Origin of the sequence: Xanthomonas arboricola pv. juglandis (assembly GCF_905367715.1) — a bacterium.
GTDB classification, from domain to species: Bacteria; Pseudomonadota; Gammaproteobacteria; order Xanthomonadales; family Xanthomonadaceae; genus Xanthomonas; species Xanthomonas arboricola.
Window position 1 is genome coordinate 4,912,673 of the sequence record NZ_HG999362.1, and the last position, 26,890, is coordinate 4,939,562.

The following is a 26,890-nucleotide window of genomic DNA, read 5'->3' on the forward strand; positions in this document are numbered from 1 at the left end:
CCCGCGCTCAGCGCTGCACGGCCTGCAGCCGCAGCTGGCGCAGCCGCCACCACAGCCCGCCAACGTGCACCAGCGAGTACAGCACCAGCGCTGCGGCAATGCCCAGCGTCAACGGGCTGGCCTGCGAGCCGGCCGCCGCCGCGCCCGCGCTGAAGGCGCCATCGGCCCAGCGCCAGGCCAGGCGCCCGAGCAGTACCAGCGTCAGGCCGCCGCCGATCCACGGATTGGGCGTATACCAGCCGCGCCCCTCCACCCATTCGGCATGCGTGTAGCGCAGCGACAGCGCGCCCAGCCCGATGCCGACCAGCGTTCCGGCGGCGATCCCTGGCCGAACCTGCGGCAGGCCATACACCGCAAACGCCAGCGCTGCCGCCGCAATGACCAGCACCACCGCACGCACCGCCGTGCTCACCGGCTTCCACGGCTGGCGGCCGAAGCTGCGCCGGATGCGCCGGTAGTAGAGCAAGGCGATGGCCGCCATCGACAGATACGGGGTCAGCGGTGCGATGGCAGCAGCGGGCATGGCGATTCCTTTGCGGGGTGAGGTGACCGACGCAGAATGAAACCGGCCCCCGCAGCGAACAAGGTGCCAAGTGTCACTTTCTGCGCGCACAGGCGGGTTGCCCGGGCGGCCACCGCCGTGCGCGGCAATCGCGACAGACAACCGACCTTCGCGCAGGACCGGCCTGCCTGCCACCGCCGGTGAACGCCCAGCCGCGCGCCAGCCATTGCCACACGCGAAGCGGAGCCGCACGGGTAGACTTGCCGGCAGAGTTCCCCCACCGCAGTGCCATGTCCGCCATCAAGCAAGAAGCCCGCACGCTGATCGACACGCTGCCCGAGACGGCAGGATGGGACGACGTGGTTCGCGTCGTGGACACCGCCAGCTTCGAGGCCGCCGTGCTGGACGGCATGGCCGCAGCGGATCAGGGCGCCTTTGCCGCGCCGGCACAGGTGAGCGCACTGTTCGCCAGATGGGGCGTTGATGTTGCGGCGTGACTGGACCGTCCCGGCCGCCAGGCAACTCGCACACGCCCAGGATCACTACCACGCGCTCAACCCGACCGCCGCCGCCGCGATGGCGCGGCAGGTGCTGGAAGCCACCCGCACCCTGGCCGAGCAACCCGGTCGCGGCCGCGCCGGCCGCGTCGCCGGCACCCGCGAATGGGTGGTCAAGCAAACGCCCTATGTGCTGGTCTACCGCGTGCGCGACGACGCGCTGCAGCTGCTGCAAGTCCGCCTGCAGACGCAGGACTGGCTGCCGCGCACCGAGCCGCTGATCGAACGCATCGAGCCCTGGATCGCCGCGCTGATCAGCGCCCTGCTGCACGTGCTGATGCTGCTGATCCTGCTGTCGGCCTCCACGCCCACCATGACCCCGCCGCAGGGCTCGGCCAGCGGCGGCCGCACCAAGGTGGATTTTGTCGGCGACACCGCCACGCCCGAACAACCCACGCCCTCGCCGACCCCGACTCCGCCATCGCAAACGCCCGCACCCGTGCAGCCACCGCCGGCCGCCTCGCCGGTGCAGTCCACCCTGGTCAAGACCGCCAAGAACCCGATCCCGCCGGCAGGCAATACCCGCCGTGGCGGCCTGGTCGAGCAGCGCCAGACGCAACCGGTGCAGCGCCCCACCCCGCCGCAACCGCCGGCAGAACCCTCGTCGCCGCCGCAGCGTCGCCCCGAAACCTGGACCGGCCGCCCACCCGGCATGCTCGAAGAAGAAGCCGATGCCGCCGAAGACGGCATGTCCAACACGCCCACCATCAGCGAAGGCCGCCGCCGCGACCGCAACAACGCCCAACCCAGCATGGATGTGGGCGGCTACCAGGTCTATTACGAAGTGCGCAGCGAAACCCAGCTGCGCAACTGGCGCGACCAGGGCATGAAGGAAGTGGCCATCATCCTGCCCGGCACCCAGTACCGCATGGTCTGCCCGCTGGAAGTCGCGCTCAAGCGCGGCTCCAGCAAATGCCGCCTGTTGCCGCCGGACTCGCCGGAGCTCAAAGACATCGGCGATGCCCGCGAGGTCATCAACATGATGGAGGTCTACAAGCAAGGCGAGCCGGTATGGCGCGGGCCCGGGCCGTATCGGTGAGTGGCAGGGCCAGGTTGGCCCCGGGTTTCACTTATTGCTGGTGCGGGGATGACTGCTTCGATACCGGGTGACGTTGTTTGAGTGCTTGCACTTTCCTGAAGTGCAAGCAACCTGATTCCTGCGCGAGGGCGACATGCCTTCTTTCACCGTCCGCAATATCCCCGACGACGTGCATGGTGCGATCCGCGCGAGGGCTGCACTGCACGGCCGCAGCACCGAGGCGAACGAGCCGAAGCTGCCTTCGGCGCGTTCACCGATTACCCGGCGGTTGCAGGCATCAGCGGCCCTGGTCTTTGCCCAGTTTGGTACCCAGTGCTCCCTTGAACGGCGCCGGATTGCTGGTCACCAGGCAGTTGTAGGTCTTGTTGCTGTTGAGAACCAGCACGGACGACTGCGGCCCCTTGAAATCCAGCCCGACCGAGAACAGCACATAGGTGTTGGGCAGCGCGCTCGGCCGAAACGCACCGAAGGCATACTCCCCGGACAAGCCCAACGGCGCCAGCGGTATCGTCACCGTCATCGGCTGCGTGCCCCCAGGCGATGGCAGCGACGAGGACGCAGACATCATCTTGGACTGCACGTCGATGGAGTACTTGGTGGTGACCGCCGAGCCCAGGTACTTGGAACCCGGGGCGGAAACCTGCTTGCGACAGGCCGCGATGTCTTCGGGCTTCTGATCCTGCTGGCCCGTCTGCAGCGTGGCAAAGACATAGCTCAGCGTGACCGTGTCCGCCCCGGTCACCGGTGCGGCAACGGCAGCGTCCATGCACAACGCGGCCACGACGAGTGAGAGGCCGCAGGCCGCAAGCGCACCGCGATAGCTGGTTTTACGTTTCATTTCGATCGTTCCCTGGTGTGTGATGCAAGGTGTCGGCAGCGGCTGCCGCTTGCGCCTTGAATGGACATTCGCAACGGCACCTGTGCATAACGCCAAGCGGCAGATGATCGATTGCGTACGATGACGACATGCGTCTGTGCGGCAGCACCACACCTACGCCACCCAGCTGGCCACGCCGCTGGTGGGTTCATCGTTGAAGACCAAGGCCTCGCAAACCCGGCAAATCGTCTCAACAACGTCGTTGCGTGATGCAGTTTGGAATTCGGAAGCGAATACGGCGCTGTCCACGGCTCACGTCAAGCATCAGTCGAGGCAAAGCGGCTATTTGAAGCGCTTAGGACTTGTAACTTCCAGTAACGCCAGTAGAAGTGTAGTCGCCTACTTGAAGAGGCGTGGATTGCAGGAATATCTCAATGCATACATTTGGATGTGGCACAAAATGGATCGCCTGGGCAGCCCTGACGATCGAACTCAGCTATTCATCAACCATGGGAGGCTTGTAGTACGCTGGCATCGTCTGCACGGAAGGAGTGTTGATGTACCAGCTTGCCTGGGAAGGCTCAGGACCGCGCGGACATTCTATTCAAGTGATTGGTTGTATCAGGAGATCGCCATGCCACGCATCGTGCTAAACGGGTGGGCCGCAACGCTTGCACTTACCGGGCTTGCGGTGCTCCCGCTTTCATCCTGCGCCAATGCAGATACTGCACGTACCGCTTCGACACAGGAAGACACCATGAAATCAGGAGCCAGCCCAATGCTTGAAGAGATTTATGCATCAAAAAAGCCCGTTCGATTCGAACAGGTCGACGTTAGTAGCATCGTTGCCAAGTACGTTCCTCTGGGAACAACAAAGTTGGTGGTGCTGGAGACGTTTAGCAAGTCTCCAACGTCAAAGATTGTTGAAGACACCCCAGGCAAGGTGGTCGTCAGGGACAATAAGGGGCAGGCAATGCTTGATCCAGATGCACGTTCCGTTGTGATGACTTTTTCTTTGGATGCCGACGGCAAGGTGACACACGTCGACGCCGTCCACATCAAGAATCAGTAAGCCAACGGAGACCATCATGGACGAGAAGATTGAAGTTGGATATCGCAACATCGGGTCTGCACTGGGCAAGGAGTACCATCACAAATTCCTTCTCTACACCGATAAAGAGGGCAACCAGCACACCATCAGCGGCTGGACCGGCGATGAGCAACCTGGATTGCCGTATGGCCGGATGCACGTTGAGACTAATCTGCCCTACAACCGGGCCAACCCCGATCATCGCGACAATCCGAATGCGGTTGGACAAAAGCAATATCGCGAAGAGATCACACACGGTGCGGACTTGTCGGGAACCTGGGCACGCATGGTCGCCAATGCCAAGAGCAAGGATGACAAGTATCCCTACGATCCCCAGTTGCAAAACTCCAACACACTGGCCGATAGCGTTCTGCGGGATGTACGCCTTCCGGAACCAAAGAACGATGGCGTTTTCGGCCACTGGGCGCCTGCATCGGGACGACAGCTCGACGAATCGATCCAGCCCTCGGTGCCAGGATTAGGTAACTCAGGACGTACCTTCAGCGCAGGCGGAGCACCCCTCGATCCGCATCAGGAAGCGCGGCTACGCGATGACCCATTGTTCAAGCAAGCCTTGGCGGGGCTCGATAAGCTCGGCCCGGATGCAGGCGTCTACACCAATCAACAAGACAAGGAACGCATTGCCGGTGCCCTGGCGGTCCAGGCCAAACTCAATCGCCCGCCGCTGCCCGAGATCCAGGACGTTATTCCGAATCACACAAACGGCAATATTTTCGCGACGTACAAGAATCCAGGAAATGACATGGATGTATTACGCACGCACGTAGATAAAGCCGAAGCCGTCAAGCAGCCCTTGGCCGAGAACCTGCAGAAGCTCGAAGTTGCCAATCAACAGACCATGCAAGCGTCTACGCAGGAGGCATCACGCGCAGTGGACCAACCAAGTCATGGTGCGCTTGGAATGCGGTGAACAGAAATTGGGAATGCAGTCGTATCGCCTTGCTCCCGCAGCTCGCCGCCGCGGCGCTCTCCCAGCCACAGTTCCAGGCTGCGTGGCGCATCGGCGCTGATCACTTGGATCGCTCATCTACCGGGTCCGGCAGGTCTGGCCGGACCTGGATGCCCAATTGCCGCAACAGCTCGGACATCCGGCCTAGTTGCACAGCGACCTGGCCGCCTGCCGCAAGCCTTCCGCATTGCGGACTGGGCGGATATAGGCGTCGATGTCGGATGCTCGGTCGATTGGGATGCGCATGGCGGTGATCGAATCTAAAGCGGGCTTTAGATTATTCCGGCAGTCAACAGGTATAAGCGAAGTCTGAAGCCGACATTAGATTAGCTATCGATTAGGCGTTTACCGGGATGAAACTGACGCTGACTTTCGTTTGGTTACTTGGCGCTGGCCCAGCTTCACGCTACCGCTCGCGATGCCGTGCGGAGTCGGTGTCGCGTCCGGTTGATGATGTGAGCGCTGGAGCGGGCAGATCGGATACGGTGACCAGACCTCGCGTTGGTGGCGCACGGCCGGCCGGGAACTGGCTACAGTCTGCACAGGGCCGTGTGCGCCCGCCCCATCCACCTGCGTTCCCAAGGATCTGCATGTCTCTGCATCGTCTTGCCCCCCGCCTGGGTCTGGCCGTTGGCCTGTTGTGCGCCTGCTGCGCGCACGCCGCCGCACCGGCCGCGGCCCATCGCCTGCTGCGCGTCACGCTGGACGGGGCGAGCGACCAGCCCGTGTCCGGGCGCCTGCTGGTCTTCGCCACCCTGGCCAAGGACGCCCAGGCCGCGGCCAAGGATGGCAAGGACGGCAAGGTGGAGGAGGTGAGCGTGAACCCGTTCCGCCCGACCGCGGTGGCGGTGGCGGCGCAGGAGGTGACCGCGCTCGCCCCCGGTGCCAGCGTCGAGATCGACCTGGACAACATCGCCTTCCCCAGCGGTTTTTCCGCGTTGCCGGCCGGCGAGTACCTGTTCCAGGCCGTGCTGGATCCGGACCACAGTTACAGCTATGCCGGCCGCGATGGCGGCGACCTGTTGAGCGAGGTCACCGCGGTGACGCAGGGCAAGGGCAAGCCGTTGCCCACGCTGACGCTCAGCAAGCAGGTGCCCGCGTCGGACGACCCGTGGCAGGTGTCGCCGCGGGCGCCGCAGGCAATCCGCGACGCCATCCCGGAGGCCAGGCTGCATAGCGCGGACGCCTCGCTGGTCAGCCCGTCGCTGAGCGCGTTCTGGGGCCGGCCGGTGTCGCTGCGCGCCCGCGTGCTCACCCCGCCTGGCTACGACGCCAAGGCCGCCACCCGCTATCCCACCGTGTATGTCACCCACGGCTTCGGCGGCAACTACAACCGCTTTGCCGGCAGCATCGCCGCCACCTGGAGCGCAATGGCGGCCAAGCAGATGCCGCCGATGATCTGGGTGTTCCTGGACCAGTCCACGCCCACCGGCACCCACGAGTTCGCCGACTCGGTCAACAACGGCCCCTGGGGCACCGCGCTGACCGAGGAGCTGATCCCCGCGCTCGAGCGGCAGTACAAGATGGACGGCAACGCCAAGGGCCGGTTCCTCAACGGGCATTCGTCCGGCGGCTGGGCCACGCTGTGGCTGCAGACGCGCTACCCCAAGCTGTTCGGCGGTACCTGGTCCACCTCGCCCGATTCGAGCGACTTCCACGACTTCACCGGGCCGGATCTGTACGCGCCCAATGCCAACGTCTACCGGCGCCCGGACGGCAGCCAGTTCCCGTTGATCCGCGACCAGGGCAAGGTGGTGGCCGACCTGGAAACCTTCGCCAAGCTCGAACGCGTGTTAGGCCCGTATGGCGGCCAGATGACCTCGTTCGACTGGGTGTTCTCGCCGCGCGGGCCCGACGGCCGCCCGGTGCCGATGTTCGACCGCGACACCGGCAAGGTGGACCCGGCCGTGGTGACCTACTGGCGCACGCACTACGACATCGCCGCGCGCGTGGCCGCGCAGTGGCCCACGCTCAAGCCGGATCTGGACGGCAAGATCCACCTGATCGTCGGCACCGCCGACACGTTCTACCTGGATGGGGCGGCGCGCAAGTTCCAGGCCGTGCTGGACGGCCTGGGCGCAAAAAGCGACTTCCGCTATCTGGAAGGCCGCACCCACTTCGACCTGTACAAGGAAGGCGAGGACAGCAACGCCTTGATGAAGAAGATTGCCTGGGAGATGTACGCCGTGGCGCGACCCAAACAGTAACGCGCCGGCGCACCGCCGGCACTGCCGATCGGCGTGCCGGCCACCGGCACGCCAGGGCGCAGCGTCACCGGCCCCGCTGCTCAGGCCGAGCGCTTGGGCAATTCCCACTCCAGCTGCTGCCTGAGTACCAGCAGCAGCACCTTCAGGCTGCCGCTGCGGACCAGGGCGGCCGGCGTCTGCCCGTCCAGCGCGTTCATGGGCTTGCGGAACCAGCCAATCAGCGCCTCGTTGTTGCCGCCGTTCAAGGCCCAGGCATGGCAGACGATCTCGCCCAGGTTCTCGATGCCGGTGCTGCCCAGCAGCTTGAGGTGCTCCGGGGTGAAGGCGAACAGCGACAGCACCAGCTCGGCGTCGGCGGCCTTGCCGTGGTCGACCGCCATCTGCTGGCTGTGCGCGGTGTTGTAGGCCGCCCCCTGCGCGCGGAAGTCTTCGGCACGCCGCATGCCGGTGAGCAGTGATGCAATGAGGTCGGCGCGTTCCATAAAGCAGTCCAACGGTGTGATAGCGCGCACGCTATCCGCGTCGCCGCCACCGCTCAATCAGGAGTCTCCTGACAGCGGCGATGGGCGTCAGCGGCCGTTGCATTACGCACCTGCCGGCCCTTGCGCGGTTGGCAGGCCGGCGGTGGCTTCGGTGGCCGATTCCCGCCTGCGCGCCCCGTCTGGAAGCGGCGCCAACCATTGGCAGCGCTTAACGCGGGGATTGCTAGCATCCGGGCGCGTCACTGGCAGCAGCCCGCCTGCAGGGCTGCCGTATTGGAGTGTCATCTCATGAGGAGTTGTCAGATGCCCTGGAAATCCGCCCTCGCCGTGCTTGCCCTGTCCACCGCCGCGCTGCCGGCGCTGGCCCAGTCCGACCGCCAAGTGGTCGAGGACATGCTCACCCGCTCGGCCAATGTCTGCCCCGGCCACAGCACCGACCGCACCGCGCCCACCGTCAAGGCCGTGCCCGTGGGCGCACTACGGGTGATGCTGGAACGCGGCCTGGTCATGTGCCCGGACCGCCGCCTGGATGCCGCCGCGCCGGCGGTGTTCTACGGCCGCCTGGGCGTGTTCGCCTGGAACCCGGAAGTGCCCGCCGGCAAGACGGTGATCGTCAAGCAGATCGACACCATGACCCGCAACGAGGAATACCCCGCCGAGACGCTGGTGTGGGACGCAAAGGGCACCGCGCTCAAGCAGCAGACCGTGCCGATGTTCGAGCCCAAGCCTGGCGCGGCGGTGTTGTACAAGGTGCGCTAAACCACGCCTGCGCCTCGCACCGGGGCCGTTTCAGCCGGCGTCCATGCCGACGCCGGCACCCGCCGCGGCTGCGGACAGACGCATGTGCCGGTGCGCGGCGTTGGCGATGGCGCTCCCCACCTTGTGGATCAGCAACGGCACCGCCCAACTGGCCCATAGCAGCGCCGCGATCGTGTCCGGCGAGGGCGCAATGCCGGCCCCCACTGCCGCATAGAGCGCGAAGCGGAATATCACCGGCGCCAGGGTCACCAGATACGCCCGCACCATCCAGCGCTGGTGCCGGTCCACCTGCCCGCGAAAGATCGCCGCCATACCTGCGGAGGCCACCACCAGCCACGCCGCTTCCGTCGCTGCGAAGGCCACGCGGATCGCCATCGGCGCCGGCGAGGTGGCGATCAACCCGGCGGCGCCAAGCATTGCCGCCAGCATCCCGGCGACATAGGCACGCCCGACCCAGCGGTGTACCCATGCCTGGCGGCGCCAGCCTTGCGTGGCGAACTGCAACGTGCCCAGGGCGATGCCGACGGCACCGCCACCCAGGTGGCACCACAGCCAGCCGCGCCGGGTCAGGAACATGGCGTATGCCGGCGACTCCAGCGCGGCGTACTTCAGGTACACGTGGCGCACGAACTCGGCCGCGAACGCGGCCAGCGCAAGCCACAACAACGCCCACGCCACACGGGCAAACGGCCTGCTACCCGCTACCTCGACACCTTCGCGCATCGGATCGACCCGCATGCCCCGCTCCTTCGGCCAGCCTGCTCTCGGCAGCGGCAAGCTAGCATGGACACGCAGCGGCAGCGTTGGCGCAGATCGTAGGCGCGTCGCGGAGGGAAGACTTACGCCTGGCGCTACATTGCGTGCGACACCGGATCAACACCGTCGCTACCGAGCCGCTGCTCGTAGATCTCGTCGACCACGCCGCGTATCGCGCGGGCGGCATTGAAGATGCTCTCGCCCAGAACCGACAGACTGGTGGCATCCAGCGGCTTGCCACTGCACACCGCCACCATGTCGCTCTGCGCAGTGATCGTGCGCAGCAGCGAATGGAACTGGTCGATCTGCTGCAGGGTGACGCCGAAGGTGAAGGGCTCTGCGCGCGCTTCTATCTTGGCCGCTGGCCGCACGCGCTGCCGAGTATTGGTCGTAAGGGCTCTCGAAGTGCTCATGCCGTCTGTCCTCGACGTGAGCGGACGGGATGTCCGCAAGGCCACCGTAGCGCGCTTTTTCGGATATCTGAAAACCAGATATTTCGCCTGATTTTTTAGCGCAGCGCAGGTTTGCGTCTCAAGCCGATTTTGTCGGTTCGATCGTCGCGGTGAAGCGCCGAGGCTCACCAGTAATCGGGTCATCGAATGCCAACGTGTGCGCGAACAACTGCAGTGGCCGCTCCGGATCATCGGGCCGCTGATCTTCCAGCTCTGGATAGAAGCGGTCATGCAGGATCGGCGCGCCCAGCGCGGCCATATGCACGCGCAACTGGTGCTTACGACCGGTGACCGGTTCCAGCCGGTACGTCCACGTGTCTACGCCGCGCGCGACCACATCGATCACCGTCTCGCTGTTCGGCTCACCCACGCCCTCGCGCATGCGGAAGAACGGCTCGCCCGGCTCCAGCCGGCTGCGATGCACATACGGAAACGTCAGCCCCGGCAGCGGCGGTGCGACTGCCAAGTAGTGTTTACGAATACGCCGCTCACGGAACAGCGCCTGGTAGATGCCGCGCGTGGACGGGTTGGCCGAGAACAAGACCAATCCCGCAGTGTCGCGATCGATACGGTGCAGCGGCACCAACGCGGGATTATCGAAGCGGTGCACCAATCGCGTCAGCAGTGTCTGGTGCACGTACGCACCAGCTGGCACCACGGGCAGGAAATGCGGCTTGCAGGCCACGACAATATGCGTGTCGGCATGCAACACCGTTTCCGTTGCCGTGATGATTGGCTCGTCCGCGACTTCGCGGAAGTAATAGATCTCCGCACCAACCCGATACGGCGCAGCGATATCCAATGCCCGCTGCTGCGCATCCAGTACGCGCCCACGCGCGAAGCGATCACGCCACGTGTCAGCACCAACAACCGGAAAGCACGCACACAGCGCCTCCCACACCGTGTGCCACGGGCCGGACGGGAGCTGGAACTGGCTGGCAGGAGTGCCATCGAGGGTCGGGCGAGGAGCAGACATGGCGACAGCAGAAGCGCACTCAAGCAGATGGGCTGGAATCGTACCTTGTCGCGTCAATTCTCTCCGCAGGATGTATCGGCTCTCCAATCCGGAAAGATACTTTCGAGCGCTGCGCATTGCATGCATTACTGGAAAGCGCACACAGCGACCACTACCGCAGCACGCTTCATCGCGTTGATTGGCATGCGGTTGCGCTAAACAACGCGCAAGCGAACTCAAGCTTTAGCGTAAAGAACACACCTGTTTGCCTGCGCACGCGTCGTGCCGAGTGTTGACGAGGCATCGATCGCAACGGCGCGCCTAGTCTGCTGACAAAACCCGTTTCAACGGCTATGTTCAAACCGGGAACGGGGGTTCTGGCATGGGACGCAGAAAGAAACAGGGTGGATTCGAAGCGCTAGCCGCATTGCCGTGGCCGGTTGGCTTCGTGATGGGAATCGCTGCGTATCTGGTGGTGCGCTACGGCATCGCCTGGTGGTTCTCTCACCAGAGCGGAATGCCGTCGCAGGGCTTCGCCCAGCAATCGAGTGGAATGTTCGCGCCATTGGCGTGGACGCTGCTCGGCGTCTGCTGGCTTGCCGCGCTGTTCTCCTACCTGGGCACACGCAGCCGGCGGCGCTTTTTGGAAACACGCACAAGCCTGGAGAGCCTGGCCGCCGGCGGCTGGCGCCAGTTCGAACAATTGGTGGGCGAAGCGTTTCGCCGCCAGGGCTACAGCGTCGAAGAAACCGGCCTGGGCGGCGCCGACGGCGGCATCGACCTGATCCTGCGCAAGGACGGCCGCCGCACACTGGTGCAATGCAAGCAATGGAAGCGCCAGCAGGTCGGAGTCAGCGTCGTGCGAGAGATGTTCGGCCTGCTGGCTCATCACCGGGCTCACTCGGTAAAGATCGTCTGCATCGGCACCTACACAAATGACGCAGAGCATTTCGCCCGAGGCAAGCCTATTGAACTGATCGGCGGCGAACAGCTGCTGGACATGATTCAAGCGGCTCAACGACAGCCGCCTACCCAACCGATGCAACCAGCAGCGCGTGTCGAGCCTGTATTTGCTTCGGCTGAGTCTAATGCTTCTGCAAACATCACCTCTCCAAGCTGTCCGCGATGCGGCAGTGTGCTTGTGCGAAGAAGGAATTGGGGCACTGGCCAAGAGTTCCTAGGCTGCAGCCAATTCCCCGCGTGCAGGAAGACTGTGTAAATGGACCCTGTCCTGCTTGTTCTTGAAATGCTCCCTGAAATAAAAATAGGCTTTGAAAATCATGTCATTTAAAAAAATTGCTCTTTTTAATAATAAGGGTGGCGTCGGGAAAACAACAATAACGGTTAATCTCGCCACTGCCATCGCAAAGGCCGGCGCGAAGGTCCTGATGGTTGATGCTGATCCGCAGTGCAATCTCTCGGCTTTTTGCCTGGAAGAAAATGAGCTCGATAATTATCTCCGCAAAAGTGAAGAAGACAAAGGATCAACCACAATTTGGGATGGGATTAAGCCTATTGTGCTTGGTCGAGGCGATATTGCAGAAATAGACGTGCTAGAAATATATAAGAACGTCTTACTTCTCGCCGGAGATGTTTTGATATCGCAATATGAGGAAGAGCTTCCGGCTGCGTGGACGGATTCTTTTGCACGAAAGAGTCGCGGGTATGATGTGATGGGTGCATTATCAAGGCTGGTCAACAAAGTTGCTACTGATTATGGTGCTGATTACGTACTCTTTGATGTAGGCCCGAACGTTGGGCCTTTAAATAGGGCGATACTTCTAGATTCTGATTATTTTCTGGCCCCGGTGGGATCTGATCTTTTTTCACTTCGAGCATTGGGCGCAGTTGGAAAGTCACTTCACAGGTGGATTTCAGATTGGAACACCGTCAAGTCACTAGCGTCCGACTCATCTAAAGCAACTTTATTGCAGGGACGACCGAAGTTCTTGGGCTATGTAGCTTCCGCGTACAAAGTGAAAACGGGAGGAAAAAGTGCAAAGCCCCATGAACACTGGGAATCAAAAATTGGGCCCCGCGTAAAGCAACGTGTCGTAGATGTTCTAGCTAATTTAGGAGCTGATTTCCACATAAATCCCCCTTACAAACTTGGCGAAATCAAACACTTTCAGTCCCTTGCCGCTGACGCACAAAAATTGAAACTTCCCTTCAGCGAATTAAAAGGCAAAGTTAATCCAGGGCATAATTCTCAGATTGTAAAGGCTGGCCAAGTATTTGATAAAATTGCCCATGAAGTCATGACTCGAACAGGAGGCGAAAAATGATTTCAAAAGCACACAAATCGGCATTAAAAGTATTCAGTGAGCAAGAACATCGAATCAAACTATTCGCCAGCACTGTTCTTCAATTTTTCGTCTCCCACCCGAGTTTGTCGACAGACGTCCACTCAGTTAAGCTAAGAATCAAGGGTAAAGATAACCTTCTCGGAAAATTAAAAAGAAAAAAGGAGTTAGGGGTTGCAGTTTCAGAGAAAAACATATTTAAAGTTATTACCGACCTTGCCGGAGTACGTGTTTTCCACATCCACGCAGCCCAATTCAAACCGATCCATGATGCGATCATGACGCAAGTCAAGTCGGGCGACTGGGTATTGGGAGAAGACCCAAAAGTTTTCAGTTGGGACCCGGAGGCTGACGAATTTTTCAGAGGATTGGGTTTCGATCCGGAAATTAGACCTACCTTTTATACATCTGTCCACTATCTAGTTCGCCCTAGCGCTGAATCGGATCTTTGTTGCGAGATTCAAGTCCGAACCCTTTTTGAAGAAATTTGGGGTGAAGTGGACCACTCTATGAATTACCCACGACCCGTGCAAAGTATTGCTTGCAGAGAGCAATTACGTGCTTTATCAAAACTCGTCGGGACGGGTGGTCGCTTAGTTGATTCCATCATTCGATCGCGAGCGGAAGCTGACACTTTAAATGCCAGTTTGAGCGCTGTATCTGGAGCTTCATCGATATCCACTAATCGTCGCAAGTCTTTATCTTCCGTACCAAAATAGGGATATAAATTAAGCTGGGACATAATTCTTAAAAAATTTTCTCCGTTCGATATCTTTGAGATCTTGACCTCCCATACATCCCCAACCCGCCATCCTCGGCTCCAGACTCAACTGGAGAACACACGATGATGAAGTGGATGGGCACCGCGCTGGCCGCGGCATTGCTGGTGAGCGGTTGCGCCAAGGAGGAGGGCGAGAAGTTCGTCGGCCACTGGGTCAACGTGCAGACGCAGGAAGAGACGATGGACATCGAGCGCAATGGCGAGACCTTCATGGTCCGCAGCACCACGCCGAAGTTCTTCAGCCGCAAGCCCAAGACCGAGAGCTACCCGGCGGTCTACAAGGACGGGGCGCTGCAGGTCACCAACGATGGCGAGACGGTGAACTTCGCCATCGACGCGGCCAACGGTCACCTCAACACCGGTGGCGAGCAGTACCAGCGCGTGCCGACCAAGTAAGCCCGCCGCTGTCGCCAGCGCCCGCGTGCAGACCTTGCCGGTCGCACGCGGGCGTTTGCGTTTGTGGCCTAGCCGGCCACGCCGAAGGGCTACTGGTGCATGCTGCCTCGCGCAGACGCCGGGCCGGACGCGCCGCCCGTCGCCCGGCCTTGCGCTGCCGCTGCCATTCCACCCCGCTCAAGCCGTACAGTGCGCAGGCACGCCAGGGTCATGGCGCTGCCCAACCGATCAATCCAGCAACTACGAGGGTGTCATGAGCAAGGGGATGGACCAGAAGAAGAGCCAGAAGAAAGAGCCGACCAAGACGCTGAAGGAAAAGCGCGCGGCCAAGCAGGAAAAGAAGGGCAAGTAAGCCGCCCGGCCTGCCAGACGGCGAACGGGGTCAGGCGGATCGCCTGACCTCGCGTTTTTTGGACGTTTCACTAGGGGCTGAGCGTTGGCTTGCGAACTCGGCCTGTCGGACTCTCCCACTCACCGCTGGCATGACCTGCGGTAGCACCCCAACGCTGCAGCAGACCGATCAACGACCCGGCCAAAGCTGCTGCACTAATGTGGGTTTGTGCGGATTTGGAGCTCGTCATGAGCCGTTTGACCATCGATCTGAACGATCAGCAGCACCAGAGCCTGAAGGAGCTGGCGGCTCTGCAGGGCAAGACCATCAAGCAAATACGCGCTTGAACGCCTGTTCCCTGGCGACCTAAACGCCGATCAGGCATGGCAGGAGTTGAATACCCTCCTTGGGGGACGTGTCGAGGAAGGCCTTGCCGGCAACGTGTCTACCAGGAGCATCAGCACCATCCTGTATGAAGAATTGGCCGAGGGCCGTCGCGGTTGATGCACGGCTAAGTCCTCACCGACGCAGCCGAAGCCGAAGCCGATCTGCGCGGGATCATCCGCTACACCTCGGCACGCTGGGGCCAGGCGCAGGTTCGCCGATACATCGCAGACCTATCGAGGCGTGATCTCGATGATGTTGGATGTAGCAGTCTTCAGCGACGTCATATCGGCTGAGGTGGTTTTACTCTTTGATTCCTGCTGCTCCCGATAACGTATAAGTGGGTGTACCCCGACCGAGTAATTGCGCCCAGGCATGATCTGGTAACTCAATGACAGATTGATCGTCCTGACGATTGACTGCCCCGGCTTCAGGACAAGAGATGGCATGGAACCTCGGACGTTGTGCACATAGATGCCGCGATAGTCGACGGGGCTGCCGTCCTCTTGCAGGACCTTGAACAGATTGGTCTGCAACACCCCGCCTTTGTCTACGTCTGGAACATACGAGGCAGGTAGCTCGATGGGCTGGTCACCTGCGTTGGCCATCGTGACTGAGACGGATGCTCCAGCTGTCGCTGTATGCGCTGCCTGTCTGTTTTGGAGTCTGATCTCCAGCCTCCCAGCCGCAGTCGCGCTGGAGCAGGCTGACAGCGCGAGAATCCCAAGAACCCATATCGCCTTCATCATTCACCTCTTACGCGCAAGCGCTTCTTTGTCGTCAGTTCTCATGCCATCTCTCCGGCTTGGGGTACGAGCCCTGGACGGGCGGAACCACCGTGGCGGGCGACTCCTGGGCAGACGCTAGTCGCGATTCATCCTCGGAGCGATCTTTCAATCCAACGTGCACTATCGCGCGCGGTTGGGGACCTGACGCTTTGGCGCTTCCCACATCACCGTCTAGCGCAAGTCCTCGTCGGCACCGTCCACCCGGTCTCCTGCATCAAGCTGCTGCAACACGCGATCGAAATCGCTCACGAACAGCTGGTCCTGCACGATGCGGTACTTTTCGAACTCGCTTTCCGCATGCGCTTTGGCGATCTCGGCGGTGACGCGCCCTGCGTCCTGCAACACCTGCCGGTCGGTTGCTTCGATGAAACGATTCAGACGTGTTTCCCAATCCTGCATGGTCATCGGAATCTGCCGCAGTGCCATGTCCTCGGCCAGGTCCAGATAGGCCGATACGAGGCGTTGCAACTGCGCCATCTCGCCGGTGGTCAGGTAGTTCTTGGCAACCGCCACGTCGAACTTCTGGATCTTCCCGCGCGGTGCATCGGCCCAGGTGGTCAGGCCCATGTGCTGCTTGCCGGCATCGGCTCGGTGGTAGACGACTTCTGCTGCGGTTTGCCCGTGGATGGCCCAGTGCAGCTTGTTCTGCACTGTGGCGAAGAACCGCTGGGTTGCCTGCGCGGTGGCATCGTAGTCCAGGGCGGTGGCGTAGATGTCGGTGATCTTCTGGTAGAACTTGCGCTCGGAGAGACGGATCTCGCGGATGCGCTGCAACTGCTCTTCGAAGTAGCGCTTGCCGAGCACCGTGCCGTCATTCTTCAGGCGCTCATCGTCCATCGCGAAGCCCTTGATCGTGAAGGACTCGATGATGGTGGTGGCCCACTTGCGGAACTGCACCGCGCGCTCGGAATTGACCTTGTAGCCCACGGCAATGATGGCCGCGAGGTTGTAGTGCTTGGTGTCGTAGCTCTTGCTGTCGGCGGCAGTTATTCGAAAATTTCGAATAACTGCATCTGGCTGTAACTCGTTGTCAGCGAACACCTTTTTCAGGTGGTAGTTGATGGTGTGGGTTTCGACATCGTAGAGCTGGGCCAGCATCTTCTGCGTCAGCCAGACGTTTTCGTCGGCATACGCCGCCTGCACGCCGCCCTCGCCTGCGGCGGCCACGAAGGTCAGGTATTCGGCCGCCGACGAGCGGACGAGCGAAATTTCATGCTTTTTCGCCATTGATGCCTCCCATGCTGGCGATACCGCACAACCAGTTTTTCTTCGTCCATGATGCTATCCGGGCATGCCCGGTGATGGTGATAGGCGAACGTGCCGTTCTGCCGTAAGTGATGTTGCCATTGCGCCGGCTCGCGTCCATCAGAACAACGAACCCTGCACGGGCAACGCAGTAGCTGGTTCTGTTGCTGGCTTGGCGGGTGCCGCCTGCTGCTGCGCACCCAACCGCCACGCTAGGCCAGAGATGCGCGCGGCGTGCCGGGCCAGTGCGCTGCGGATGACCGCTTCGCTGCCGGCCAGGTGCAGGGCGCGGCGGGCGCGGGTGATGCCGGTGTAGAGCAGTTCGCGGCTGAGCACGCGGGCGTCGCGGGTGGGCAGTTGCAGCCAGACGGTGTCGAATTCGCTGCCCTGGGCCTTGTGCACGGTCATGGCGAAGGCGCTTTCGTGCGCGGGCAGTGCGGCGGGGTGGAAGCCGCGCACCTGGCCGTCGCCGTCGCCTTCGAACCAGGCGACCAACGGGCCTTGGGCACGGCTGTCGGTGCCTGGGTCGCGGCGGCTGGCGGTGCCGCCGGGCTGGCCTGGCCCTGAAGACGGGCCTTCGTCGCTGTGCCCCGAAAAAGGACTCGCTTCGCTGCGCAGGCAGATGCCGACGTCGCCGTTGAACAGGCCGTGGCGGTAGCTGTTTTCGGTGATCAGCAGCAGGCGGCCCTGGAACCAGGGCGAGGCGGCGCCGAGGCGGCGCGCGCCGGAGCCGGTTTCGGCCAGCAGTTGTTCGATACGGGCGTTGAGGCCGCGTGCGCCCTGCGGGCCGGCGCGCACGGCGGTGAGCAGGCGCAGGCGCGCGGCATCGCGCAGGGCCGCGGCCGGGTCTTGCGCGTCGGCCAGCGCGCGCCAGTGGGCGAGCAGTGCGTCGCGGCCCAGGGTGAGCGGGTCTTCGCCGTCTTCGTGGAAGTGCACGCCGGCCAGCTCGCCGCTGCGCAGCAGGGCCAGGGCGGTGTCGGCGTCGCCGGCGCGCACGGCGTCGGCCAATGGGGCCAGTGCAAAGCCGTCCGCCTGCCGGTAGCCGCGCAGCAGGTGCACGCGGTGGCCGGCCAGGCCGCCGCCGTGGCTGGCGGCGGGCGTGGTGTCGCCGGGTGCGTTGCCGAGCAGCGCTTGCAGCGCCTGTGCGTCCTGCGGCTGCAGGGCATCGCCGGGGCCGGCGGCCTGCAGGATGGCGGCGAGCACGTCGCCGGCTTCCACCGAAGGCAGCTGGTCGGCGTCGCCGAGCAGGATCAGCTGGGTGCCATCGGCGACGGCTTCGACCAGCTTGCACATCAGCGGCAGGTCGACCATGGAGGCTTCGTCGACGACGATCAGGTCCAACGGCAGCGGGTTGTCGGCGTGATGGCGGAAGTGCGGGGAATCCGGGATGACGCCGAGCAGGCGATGCAGGGTGCTGGCACCGCTGGGCAGGGCATCGGCCAGGGCCGGGTCGATGCCGCCAGCGATGGCGCGCGCGACTGCAAGGCGCAGGCTCTCGGCCATGCGCTCGGCGGCGCGGCCGGTGGGCGCGGCCAGAGCGATGCGCGGTGCCGGGGTGTTGGAGGCGTGTGCCTGGGCGATGCGCAGCAGCAGCAGGCGGGCGATGGTGGTGGTCTTGCCGGTGCCGGGGCCGCCGGTGACCAGCAGCAGGGTGCGGCGCAGCGCCAGCGCGGCGGCCTGGGCCTGGCGGTCTGGGTGGTGGGATGGGGCCGGTGAGGCCTTACCTTCCTGGTCGACGGATGGCTCGGGCAGGCCCGTCCCCTCACCCGCCCTTCGGGCACCCTCTCCCGGGGGGAGAGGGGATGAGGCAGTGGCGTTCGGGAATAGCTGCGCGAACAGCGGTGCCAGCGTGGCGGCGTCGAATGGGGGCGGCGACTGGGCGGCGATGCGTTGCAGGCCCAGCGCCAGGCGGCGCTCGTACTCGCGGTAGCGGCGCAGATAGAGCAGGCCGTGTTCCAGCACCAGCGGGCAGTCGGCGGCGGCGGGATCTTGCGGATTGGGTTGGTCGACCCAGCGCGAGGCGGCCAGGGTGCGTTGCCAGTCGGTGGGGTCCGGGAGTGCGGGCGCTGGGCCCTCGCGCGTGTCCAGCAGCATGCCGGCGCGGGTGGGGTCCAGCCCTGCGTGGCCGCTGGTGACGGCCAGCGAGGCGAGTGCGGCGCCGGCCAACACCTGGGGGTCGGTGTCCGGGGCCAGGCGTTGCAGGCTTTGGGCGAAGGCCAGATCCAGCGGGCGCAGCGCGTCGGCCTTGATCAGGGCGTTGAAGAGGGTTGGGTGGTTCATGCGCTGGACGCCTCCCGGGCGCAGGCGCCCTCACCCCAACCTCCGCTGCGCGTCCCAGCCCGCGCGGCGTGGCGCAGACACTGCCAGGCACGCGCGCCAGTGCGCGCAAGCGGTGTCTGCCCGCCCCGAGGGGAGCGGGGCGTGCGCACAGCGCTGATCGGGCGTGCGGTCTGTTGGGTCATGGCTTGGATGCTTCGGCGGCGGACGTACCCTCACCCCAACCCCCGCTCCGCGCCCCAGCCCGCGCCAGCGGCGCGGGCGCTCCAAGGCACGCGCGCCAGTGGCGCGCAACTAGTGCCTTATCGCTCCGGGGGGAGCGGGGCTTTGGTGCGTCAGCGGTAAGGGGCTGTGCGCTAGCGGGCATCGGGCGTGCCTGGGTTGCTGGATGTCGGTTCCGGGGCGCTGCCGGCGAACAGGGCGTCCAGGGCTTGGACCAGCGCCGGGTCAAAGCGCCAGGCGTGGATGCCGGGTGCGGGCATGGCGCGGTTGACGGCGTCGAAGCCGGCGTCGGCGTCGAAACCCGAATCGGAGATGGAGCTGGTGCCATTGACGGGGTCGGAATCGGAGGCGGCGCTGGCGCCGTTGACGGAGTCGGAGCGGGAGTCGTAACCGGAACCGGAACCGGGTATGGAGCTGGAGTCGGCTGCGGGGTTGCGGGTGGCGTCCAGGCCGCGGCAGAACAGGTAGCGCACGCCGCCGAAGTCGCGGGCGTAGTCGTAGCCATCGCCCAGGCGGAAACGCAGCCAGCGGTGCAAGGCGACGGTGTAGATCAGCGCCTGCAATTCGTACTCGCTGTGCGCCATGGCGCGGGCCAGGGCGTCGGCATCGTAGCTGGGCAGGCGGTTGGACTTGTAGTCGAGCACGTACCAGCGCCCGTCCACGGTGTAGGTGAGGTCGATCAGGCCGGTCATCAGGCCTTCCAGCCGCTGGCGCGCGCCGAAGGCCTGGCGGTCGCCGACCACGCCAAAGCGATGCAGCAACGCGAGCAGCGCATCGACGCGGGTGGGCCGCATGGCGAAGTGGAATTCCATCTCGTTGCGGCGCTGCGGCGCGGGCACGGCGGCCAGGGTGGTGCCTTCGGGCAGGGCCACGGTGAGGGTGTGGCCGATCAGCGCGGTGAGCATGGCCAGGCCGTCGTCCCATTCCTTCTCGACGTAGCCGCCGCGTTGCAGCGCCTCGAGGATGGCGGCGGCCTGGCCCTCGGGTGCTGGCAGGCCGGGGCGCCAGGCCTGCCAGGCGGCAAAATCGCAACGCTCGAACACGTCGTGCATCACCACGCCGAAGCGGTTGCCGGCAAAGCGCGGGTCGAAGGCGTCGACCTCGGCGGCCACCGCAACGGCCTCGCTGCCGGACGGCTCGTCGCTGCCGCCACTGCCGACCACCGTGGCGCTGGCCATCGGGTCGGTGGCGGCGCCGGCATCGGCGTTGGCCAGCTGGGTGAAGCTGTAGACCCACCAGTCCGGGGCGATATGCCGCTGTGGCGCGCGCGCGGGCGGCACCTGCGCTTCGACCGGCGGCGGCAGGCGCGGCAGGTTGGTGGGCGGCGTGGACATATCGACCACCACTGCGCCCTCGCCGGCCGCGCCCTGCAGTGCGTCCAGCGCGCGCAGCATGCCGGACAGTGCGGTGCGCTCGTGCTGGTGGAACGGGCCGCTGGCGATCCACAGCGCGTGCTCGGCACGGGTCAGGCCGACGTAGAGCAGGCGTGCGTCTTCGGCGCGTTGTTCCTGCTTCCAGGCCGCTTCGGCGGCGCTCCAGGTTGGGTCGTCCTTGTCTGTCTTCCAGTGCAGCTGGCGGCCGAGCTCCGGCGCATGCACCACGCAATGGCGGCCGGCGCCCTTGTCGCTGCGGCCGATGCCGATGTACGGCAGGAACACCAGCGGATATTCCAGGCCCTTGCTCTTGTGCAGGGTGACGATCTGCACGCGGCGCGCGTCCGACTCCAGCCGCAGCTGCTGGGCTTCGTCGTTGTCGTCGGCATTGGCGATGCGGCGCGACAGCCAATCAACCAGGCCGTGCGGGCCGAGCGCGCGGGCGTCGGCTTCCTGCAGCAGTTCGGCCAGCTGCAGGTAGTTGGTGAGGCGGCGCTCGCCATCGACCAGGGCGAGCAGGCGTTGCCCGTGCGCGGCGCCCAGGTCGCCGATCAGGGCGAGCGGGCCGCCGCGCTGCCAGCGCTCGCGCCAGTCCAGCGCCTGCTGCTGCCAGCGGCGGTGACGCTCGCCGTCGTGTGCGAGTGCGGCGATGGCGGCGGCGTCCGCGCCGATCAGCACGGTGGCCAGCGCGGCGCGCAGGCGGCTGTCGTCGCCCGGGTCGAGCAAGGCCTGCAGCAGGGCCAGCAGTTCCAGCGCCTCGTCGGTGGCGAACAGGCTCTGCTTGCCGGCCGCCACGGCGGGGATGCCCACCGCGCCCAGCGCCTGCTGCATGCGCGTGGCCTCGCCGTGGCTGCGCACCAGCACGGCGATATCGCCGGCCTGCACCGGGCGGCCATTGACGGTGGCAGTGCCGTCGCGGCCACCGGCCAGCCAGCCACGGATCGCCGCCACGCAGGCGGCGGTGGCCAGCTCGCGGGCGCGGTTGGCGCTCCAGGGTTTGGGCTTTCCTGCTTGCTTGGTTTTTGCCGCTGCCGCGGCAGGTGGCGGCGGCGGTTCCGGGGCGCGCCACAGCGTCAGCGCCGGGGCGGCGGCGCCATCGCGTTGCAGGTCGGCATCCACCCGCTTGGTGCCGGGCCGCACCGGGTGGAAGGCGATGCCATCGGTGAGGAAGGCATCGGTGTAGCCGGCCTGTGCGTACAGCGCGTCGATGGCCGCCAGCACGCCGGGGCGCGAGCGGAAGTTGTGGCTCAGCGGCGGGGCGAGTTCGGCAGCGACGGCGGCGGCCAGATAGGTGCGCACGTCGCCGCCGCGGAAGCCGTAGATGGCCTGCTTGGGGTCGCCGATCAGAAACAGCGCCGGCTCCAGGCCGGCCGCGCGCGCGAGCGGGCCTTCGCCGAACACATTGGAGAAGATCGCCCATTGGCGGTCGTCGGTGTCCTGGAATTCGTCCACCAGCGCGATGGCGTATTGCGCGCGCAGCCGCGTGACCAGCGCCTGCGCCTGCGCGCCTTCCAGCGCGTGCGCGACGCCATCGACCAGGTCGTCGTAGGTCTGCACGCGGCGCTGGCGCTTGAGCAATGCCAGCCGCGCAATGGCATCCTCGCGCAGGGCGTGCAGCAGGCGGATGCGGCGACGGCTGCGCCATGCTTCGACACCAGCCAGCGCGGTGAGATAGCCGTCGATCTCGTGGCTCAGCGGCGAGGCCGGGGTGCGCTCGACGAACTTCTTGTTGGTGCCGGCGGCCAGTTCCGCAGCGGTGAGTTTGATCAGCTTGGCGTGCGGCGTTGTGTGCATCGATGGCGCGGCGGCGAAGCTGTCGAACCAATGCCACAGCGCTGTTAGCCACTCGGGCTTGTAGCTGACCTTGCTCAGGATGCCGCCGTCGATGGCGGCCATGATGGTGTCGAAAAACGCGCTGCCGTGCGCCTGGAATGCAGCGGCCAGTGCAGTACTGGCGTCCTGCACCGCTTGCAGCAGCGCAGCGGAATCGTCGTTTGTCGTGGCTGCCGCCGGCAGCAGCGTTGGATGGCGCACCAAGGCGCGCAGATCGCTGGCCAATGCCTCCGGGCCGCCCGACCACAGCGCGATCAGGTCTTCGGCCATTGCCGCATCGGCGGCGCGCTGGCGCCAGAGATCGGCGGCGACTTCGCCGAGCAGTTCGCGGTCGTTGGCGAGCAGTTCCGGTGCGGCGAAGGCCTGGCCGCTTTCCAGCGCATGCTCGCGCAGCACGCGCGCGCAGAAGCCGTGGATGGTGAACACGGCGGCCAGGTCGATTTCTTCCACCGCCTGTTGCAGGCGGCGGCGCAGGGCCGCGGGTGTTTCGGTGCCGCTGGCCAAGTGCGTGGCGAGGATGGCGCGCGTAAGCAGCACATCGGGCGCGTCCTGTAGGAGCGGACCTAGCCACGATGGGCCATCGGCGAGGTCGGTCGCGGCCGGGGCCGCTCCTACGGGGGCGTCGGGGACTAGCGTTGCGGCCAGCACCAGGCGCTCGCGGATGCGGCGGCGCAGTTCCTGGGTGGCCGCCTCGGTGAAGGTGACGGCGAGGATCTGCCCGATGCGCAGGCCGCGCTCGACCACCAGCCGGGTGAACAGCGTGGCCAGGGTGAAGGTCTTGCCAGTGCCGGCGCTGGCCTCGATCAGGCGTACGCCATGCAGCGGCAGGTGCAGATACGGGTCGGTGACCGGGCTGGCGCTCATTCGGCCTCTTCCTGCGCGCCGTGCCAGTGGCGCCAGCTCTCGATCAATCGCTCCGGATCCAGCGTGGCATCGGCGTTGCCGCGCTCGAGCAGGTCGTACACGCGGTGGCTGGTGATGGCGAAATCGGCAAAGCGCTGCGCATCGGCGAACGGGTCGCGGCCGCGGTTGACCAGGCGCAGTTCCGGGCTGTGCGATTCGCTCCAGCCGAAGCTGGACTGCCACTGCCCGGCGGCCTCCTTAATGGCCTTATCCAGGTCGTCGCTGCGCGCGGCCTGGTGGTATTTCCAGCTGCTATAGGGCGCGAACGCCAGCGGCGTCTGCAAGCCCTGCTGGTACACCTGCAGCAGCGCAGCCAACGCGCCCTGCGCCTGCGTCTGCGACAGCGGCTCGGCATCGATGGGATGCGGGCCCAAACCGTCTTCGTCTTCGAAGAAGCGTACATACGGCGCGTGCTCGCCGGCGGCGCGCAGCAGCAGCCATTCCAGGCCGTGGCGGATCGCGCTGCGGCCGCTGAGCGCGCCGACCTGCACCCGCCCCACCCCGCTCGCATACCAGCCGGGCACGCGGCCGTGCACCTCGGTCTGGCCGATCTGCACCTGCAACCGGCGCGACTGCGCCGGCGCTTCGCCGCGCCAGTGCCGGAATGCCTCGGCATACGGGCGCAGTTGCGCCACCCGCTCCTCAAGCTGGCGTCGCCCCAGCGGCCCGGACGGCAGCAGCGCGCGCGCGCGCAGACGCTCGTAGAGCCGCTCGGTGTCGCCAGCCAGCGCGGCGTCGAACACGTGCTGCTGCAGGCCGTATTGCTCCAGCCCGCGCGTGGGCGCGAGCAGCGGCTCCAGATCGCTGTCTTCGCCGGCCGGATCCGGCAGGCGCATCCCCAGGCGGTGGCGCAGGAATTGCCCGGCCGGGTCGGCGAACAGGCGGCGCAGTTCGTCGATCGAGACGCTGGCCGGCACTGCGATGTCATCGGCCGGCAACGCGCCGGCCACCCACGGTGCCAGCGGCTGGCGCTGGCCGGTAAGGCTGTCCACCGCAGGCCGCCACTGCCGGCGATAACTGAAACGGCGCGGGTCGGCGCCGTGATCGCCCGGCGCACCAAACGCGGCGGCGGCAAACGGCTGCAACGGGTGGTGCACCACCAGCGTGTCGATTGCCGCCGGGTCGGCGTGGTACTGCGCGGCGCTGCCCAGCAACTCGCTGACCAGCACCGACGGTTCGCGCGCGCTGCCGTCACGCGCATCGGCGCCGAGATAGCTCAGGTAGAACACTTCCTGCGCGGAGGCGAACAACTGCAGGAACAGGAACCTGTCGTCCTCGCGGGTCGAACGGTCGCCGTGCCGGCGACGCTCGGTGCCCAATTCTGCAGTGAGGCGATTGAGCCCGGCGGCCGGGTCGCGGCGCGGGAAGTCGCCATCGTTCATGCCGAGCAGGCAGATCGCGCGGAACGGCAGCAAGCGCATCGGCACCATGCGGCCGAAACTGATGCCGCCGGTGAGCAGCGGCGCACGCGTGTCCGACTCGCCCAGCACCGCAGCAAAATGCGCGCGCACCACCTCGGCCGGCACGCTGCCTGCGTACTCGGCACGCACCGCATCGCGGGCGAATTGGTCGATCAAGCTGCGCAGCCGATCCAGCGCGCGCTGCGCACGCGGTGCCGAAGGTGCTTTTGGCATCAGCGCCTCCAGCAGGCCGAGCAGCCGCTCGCGCCACTCGACCGGCGTCATCGCCTCGGCCAACACGGACTGGTGGCGTTCGAGCACGCGCAGCAGCTTCAACAAGATATCCAGTGCGGCCAGCGCGCTGCCTTCCAGCTGCGGCCATGGCGCCACGCCCTCGATATCGTCATCGGCGCCGCTGGCATGGCCGAGCAGCAGCCGGTCCAGCGCGAAGCGCCAGGTGTAGGCGTCGTCGCTCGGTGCCTGATGCTGGCGCCGATGCGCCGCGTCCAGCCCCCAGCGCGCGCCGGCCGCATGCAGCCAGCCGCGCAGACGTTCCAGCCCGGCTTCGTCCAGGCCGGCGGCCTCGGCAATCGGCGCACTGGCGAGCAGGTCGAGGATCTCGTGCAGGCCGAAGCGTGCGATCGGCAGGCCGAGCAAGCTCAGGAACACTTCGGCCAGCGGCTCGCTGGCCAACGGGCTGGCATCGGCCAGCGCGTACGGCAAGGCATCGTCGTTGCCGTGGCTGCCGAACACCGCGTCCAGGTACGGCACGTACGGGTCGATATTTGGCGACAGCACCGCGATCTCGCGCGGCTGCAGCGGCGGGTCGAAGCGCGCATCGTCGAGCAAGGCGCGCAGCTGGTCGTGCAGCACCTGCAGCTCGCGCAGGCGGGTGTGGCAGGCGTGCACCTGCAGGCTGGGGTCGTGCAGATTCACCGCCGGCAACACCGCAGGCACGCTGGGCGCGCGGCGATGGAACAGGTCGCTCTGCATGCGCCGCAGCAGGCTGTCGCCCAGGCCGCCGTCGGCCAGTGCGCGGCGGCCGGACTCCAATGGGTCGGCGTAGGCGGCGATCTCGGCCAGCGGGTGCACCACCTCGTAGTCGCCGACCAATGCCATGAAGTCACGCCCGGCTGCGCCCCAGGCCTGCAGCAGCGGGTTTTCCTGCACCTGCTCGGCAAACAACTGCACCGCACCGTCTTCGCGACGGCGCTGCCACAGGGTTTGCAGATCGCCCCAGTAACCTTGCGTGGGCGTGGGCAGGTAGAAATGCAGCGTGCCCACGCGCGCCTGCGTGGCCAGCACGCGCAGCACGTCGGGCGAAATATTCAAGATTGCGAAGGCGAATAGGCGCCTGGGCAAGCCCTGCGGCAGCGGGCCGTCCGGGCGTGCGTAGCGATCCAGATACTGGCCGATGCGGCGCGCGCGGTATTGCCGGCCGGTGGCAATGCTGCGCCACAGCCGCGCCTGCGGGTCATCGGGGTCGGCGCCGCCTTCCCAGCGTAGCAACCAGTCGCGTCGCCAGGCCTGGTACTTCTCGAACACATTGCCCAGCTCGCCGGCCAGCGCCCAGGGCTTGAGCGCGTCGCCATCGGACAGATAACCGGCCAGCGGCGCCAACGCCGCGTCGCTGCCCAGATCGGCCTGCAAGGCGGTATAGAGGCGCCACTGCGTGGTCGCCATGTCCAGGTCGTCGTTGGCCGGGCCGAGATTGCATTCCAGCGCGCGCGCGACGAATTCGCCGGGGGTGAGGAATTCCAGATTGGCCGCCACGCCGTGCTCGGCCGCCAGCGTGGACTGCAGCCAGCGCCGCATCGCCACCTGCGGGATCAGCACCACCTCCGGCTGCAGCAACGGCTGCTCCGGCACCGGCCGGCGCAGCTCCTGTGCGAGCAAGGCAGCCAGCGTATCCAGCGCATTTGAGGGATAGAGGCGGAAATCGGGCGCGGAAGTGGCGTGCATGCGTACGCGCATTGTGCCGGATGCGGCCGTGCTGCGCTGTTGGCCCGGGGCCGGCGCGCAGCGAGTGGCGCCGCTGTTCGGGCCGTACTGGAATGAGCAGACGTGG

At 65.3% G+C, this 26,890-nt stretch carries 20 protein-coding genes and 3 pseudogenes; 12 read left to right on the forward strand and 11 right to left on the reverse strand.

Going from position 1 to position 26,890, the window contains the following annotated elements:
- Nucleotides 1–7 precede the first annotated feature (7 nt).
- On the reverse strand, nucleotides 8–523 hold the full coding sequence (locus KHN93_RS21135) for a CcdC protein domain-containing protein (protein WP_211921356.1): 516 nt from the start codon (nucleotides 521–523) through the stop codon (nucleotides 8–10).
- 269 nt (nucleotides 524–792) lie between these two features.
- On the opposite strand from KHN93_RS21135, the gene KHN93_RS21140 reads away from it, so the two are divergent.
- From KHN93_RS21140 to KHN93_RS21835, 3 genes and pseudogenes are all read left to right on the forward strand, one after another.
- Entirely contained in the window at nucleotides 793–999 is a 207-nt protein-coding gene (locus KHN93_RS21140) for a hypothetical protein (RefSeq protein WP_024939633.1), read from the forward strand.
- Complete coding sequence (locus KHN93_RS21145) at nucleotides 986–2,098, forward strand: type II toxin-antitoxin system RelE/ParE family toxin (RefSeq protein ID WP_211921358.1); 1,113 nt, start codon at nucleotides 986–988, stop codon at nucleotides 2,096–2,098. Before KHN93_RS21140 ends, KHN93_RS21145 begins: the two co-directional genes overlap by 14 nt.
- 133 nt (nucleotides 2,099–2,231) lie before the next feature.
- Nucleotides 2,232–2,282: pseudogene (locus tag KHN93_RS21835) on the forward strand (FitA-like ribbon-helix-helix domain-containing protein); the annotation flags it as partial.
- Between the two features lie 93 nt (nucleotides 2,283–2,375).
- Here the strand turns inward: KHN93_RS21835 and KHN93_RS21150 are convergent.
- Nucleotides 2,376–2,936, reverse strand: a complete 561-nt coding sequence (locus KHN93_RS21150; RefSeq protein WP_211921360.1) for a hypothetical protein — start codon at nucleotides 2,934–2,936, stop codon at nucleotides 2,376–2,378.
- A 136-nt stretch (nucleotides 2,937–3,072) separates the two neighbouring features.
- Here KHN93_RS21150 and KHN93_RS21640 point away from each other — a divergent pair, with 136 nt between their 5' ends.
- The 3 genes from KHN93_RS21640 to KHN93_RS21170 all read left to right on the forward strand — a co-directional run bounded on the left by KHN93_RS21640 (nucleotide 3,073) and on the right by KHN93_RS21170 (nucleotide 7,182).
- On the forward strand, nucleotides 3,073–3,987 hold the full coding sequence (locus KHN93_RS21640; protein ID WP_244812165.1) for a DUF6393 family protein: 915 nt from the start codon (nucleotides 3,073–3,075) through the stop codon (nucleotides 3,985–3,987).
- Nucleotides 3,988–4,003: 16 nt separating this feature from the next.
- Complete coding sequence (locus KHN93_RS21745; RefSeq protein ID WP_043087610.1) at nucleotides 4,004–4,936, forward strand: XVIPCD domain-containing protein; 933 nt, start codon at nucleotides 4,004–4,006, stop codon at nucleotides 4,934–4,936.
- Between the two features lie 629 nt (nucleotides 4,937–5,565).
- On the forward strand, nucleotides 5,566–7,182 hold the full coding sequence (locus KHN93_RS21170; protein ID WP_211921364.1) for an alpha/beta hydrolase: 1,617 nt from the start codon (nucleotides 5,566–5,568) through the stop codon (nucleotides 7,180–7,182).
- Between the two features lie 80 nt (nucleotides 7,183–7,262).
- Here KHN93_RS21170 and KHN93_RS21175 read toward each other — a convergent pair whose 3' ends face one another.
- A complete protein-coding gene (locus tag KHN93_RS21175; RefSeq protein ID WP_026064237.1) occupies nucleotides 7,263–7,664 on the reverse strand; it encodes an antitoxin Xre/MbcA/ParS toxin-binding domain-containing protein in 402 nt (133 codons plus the stop codon).
- Nucleotides 7,665–7,967: 303 nt separating this feature from the next.
- Between KHN93_RS21175 and KHN93_RS21180 the strand changes: the two genes are divergently transcribed.
- Nucleotides 7,968–8,423, forward strand: a complete 456-nt coding sequence (locus KHN93_RS21180; protein ID WP_024939627.1) for a hypothetical protein — start codon at nucleotides 7,968–7,970, stop codon at nucleotides 8,421–8,423.
- Here the strand turns inward: KHN93_RS21180 and KHN93_RS21185 are convergent.
- The 3 genes and pseudogenes from KHN93_RS21185 to KHN93_RS21195 all read right to left on the reverse strand — a co-directional run bounded on the left by KHN93_RS21185 (nucleotide 8,420) and on the right by KHN93_RS21195 (nucleotide 10,607).
- Nucleotides 8,420–9,146: pseudogene (locus KHN93_RS21185) on the reverse strand (DUF2306 domain-containing protein). The gene KHN93_RS21180 and the pseudogene KHN93_RS21185 overlap by 4 nt on opposite strands.
- A gap of 128 nt (nucleotides 9,147–9,274) precedes the next feature.
- Entirely contained in the window at nucleotides 9,275–9,592 is a 318-nt protein-coding gene (locus KHN93_RS21190; RefSeq protein WP_180969400.1) for a hypothetical protein, read from the reverse strand.
- Nucleotides 9,593–9,710: 118 nt separating this feature from the next.
- A complete protein-coding gene (locus KHN93_RS21195) occupies nucleotides 9,711–10,607 on the reverse strand; it encodes an RluA family pseudouridine synthase (protein ID WP_211921368.1) in 897 nt (298 codons plus the stop codon).
- A 361-nt stretch (nucleotides 10,608–10,968) separates the two neighbouring features.
- Here KHN93_RS21195 and KHN93_RS21200 point away from each other — a divergent pair, with 361 nt between their 5' ends.
- The 5 genes and pseudogenes from KHN93_RS21200 (at nucleotide 10,969) to KHN93_RS21220 (ending at nucleotide 14,901) form a co-directional block, all read left to right on the forward strand.
- Nucleotides 10,969–11,805, forward strand: a complete 837-nt coding sequence (locus KHN93_RS21200) for a restriction endonuclease (RefSeq protein WP_104594072.1) — start codon at nucleotides 10,969–10,971, stop codon at nucleotides 11,803–11,805.
- Between the two features lie 61 nt (nucleotides 11,806–11,866).
- Entirely contained in the window at nucleotides 11,867–12,871 is a 1,005-nt protein-coding gene (locus KHN93_RS21205) for a ParA family protein (protein ID WP_146094294.1), read from the forward strand.
- Nucleotides 12,868–13,608 carry a RelA/SpoT domain-containing protein gene (locus tag KHN93_RS21210; RefSeq protein WP_104575338.1) on the forward strand — a complete coding sequence of 247 codons (741 nt, stop codon included), beginning with the start codon at nucleotides 12,868–12,870 and terminating at the stop codon, nucleotides 13,606–13,608. The genes KHN93_RS21205 and KHN93_RS21210 overlap by 4 nt, the downstream gene beginning before the upstream one ends.
- 125 nt (nucleotides 13,609–13,733) lie before the next feature.
- Nucleotides 13,734–14,066: a hypothetical protein gene (locus KHN93_RS21215; RefSeq protein WP_211921370.1), complete on the forward strand. Its 333-nt coding sequence runs from the start codon at nucleotides 13,734–13,736 to the stop codon at nucleotides 14,064–14,066.
- A gap of 579 nt (nucleotides 14,067–14,645) precedes the next feature.
- Nucleotides 14,646–14,901: pseudogene (locus KHN93_RS21220) on the forward strand (antitoxin).
- 113 nt (nucleotides 14,902–15,014) lie between these two features.
- Here the strand turns inward: KHN93_RS21220 and KHN93_RS21225 are convergent.
- The 5 genes from KHN93_RS21225 to recC form a co-directional block, all read right to left on the reverse strand.
- On the reverse strand, nucleotides 15,015–15,389 hold the full coding sequence (locus KHN93_RS21225; protein WP_244812258.1) for a hypothetical protein: 375 nt from the start codon (nucleotides 15,387–15,389) through the stop codon (nucleotides 15,015–15,017).
- Nucleotides 15,390–15,740: 351 nt separating this feature from the next.
- On the reverse strand, nucleotides 15,741–16,796 hold the full coding sequence (locus tag KHN93_RS21230; protein ID WP_047126549.1) for a virulence RhuM family protein: 1,056 nt from the start codon (nucleotides 16,794–16,796) through the stop codon (nucleotides 15,741–15,743).
- A 138-nt stretch (nucleotides 16,797–16,934) separates the two neighbouring features.
- The gene (gene recD, locus KHN93_RS21235) at nucleotides 16,935–19,094 is read right to left on the reverse strand and encodes an exodeoxyribonuclease V subunit alpha (protein WP_211921375.1); all 2,160 of its coding nucleotides are present in this window, start codon (nucleotides 19,092–19,094) and stop codon (nucleotides 16,935–16,937) included.
- Nucleotides 19,095–19,447: 353 nt separating this feature from the next.
- On the reverse strand, nucleotides 19,448–23,383 hold the full coding sequence (gene recB / locus KHN93_RS21240) for an exodeoxyribonuclease V subunit beta (protein ID WP_211921377.1): 3,936 nt from the start codon (nucleotides 23,381–23,383) through the stop codon (nucleotides 19,448–19,450).
- Nucleotides 23,380–26,784 carry an exodeoxyribonuclease V subunit gamma gene (recC, locus tag KHN93_RS21245; protein ID WP_211921380.1) on the reverse strand — a complete coding sequence of 1,135 codons (3,405 nt, stop codon included), beginning with the start codon at nucleotides 26,782–26,784 and terminating at the stop codon, nucleotides 23,380–23,382. Before recC ends, recB begins: the two co-directional genes overlap by 4 nt.
- Between the last annotated feature and the right edge of the window lie 106 nt (nucleotides 26,785–26,890).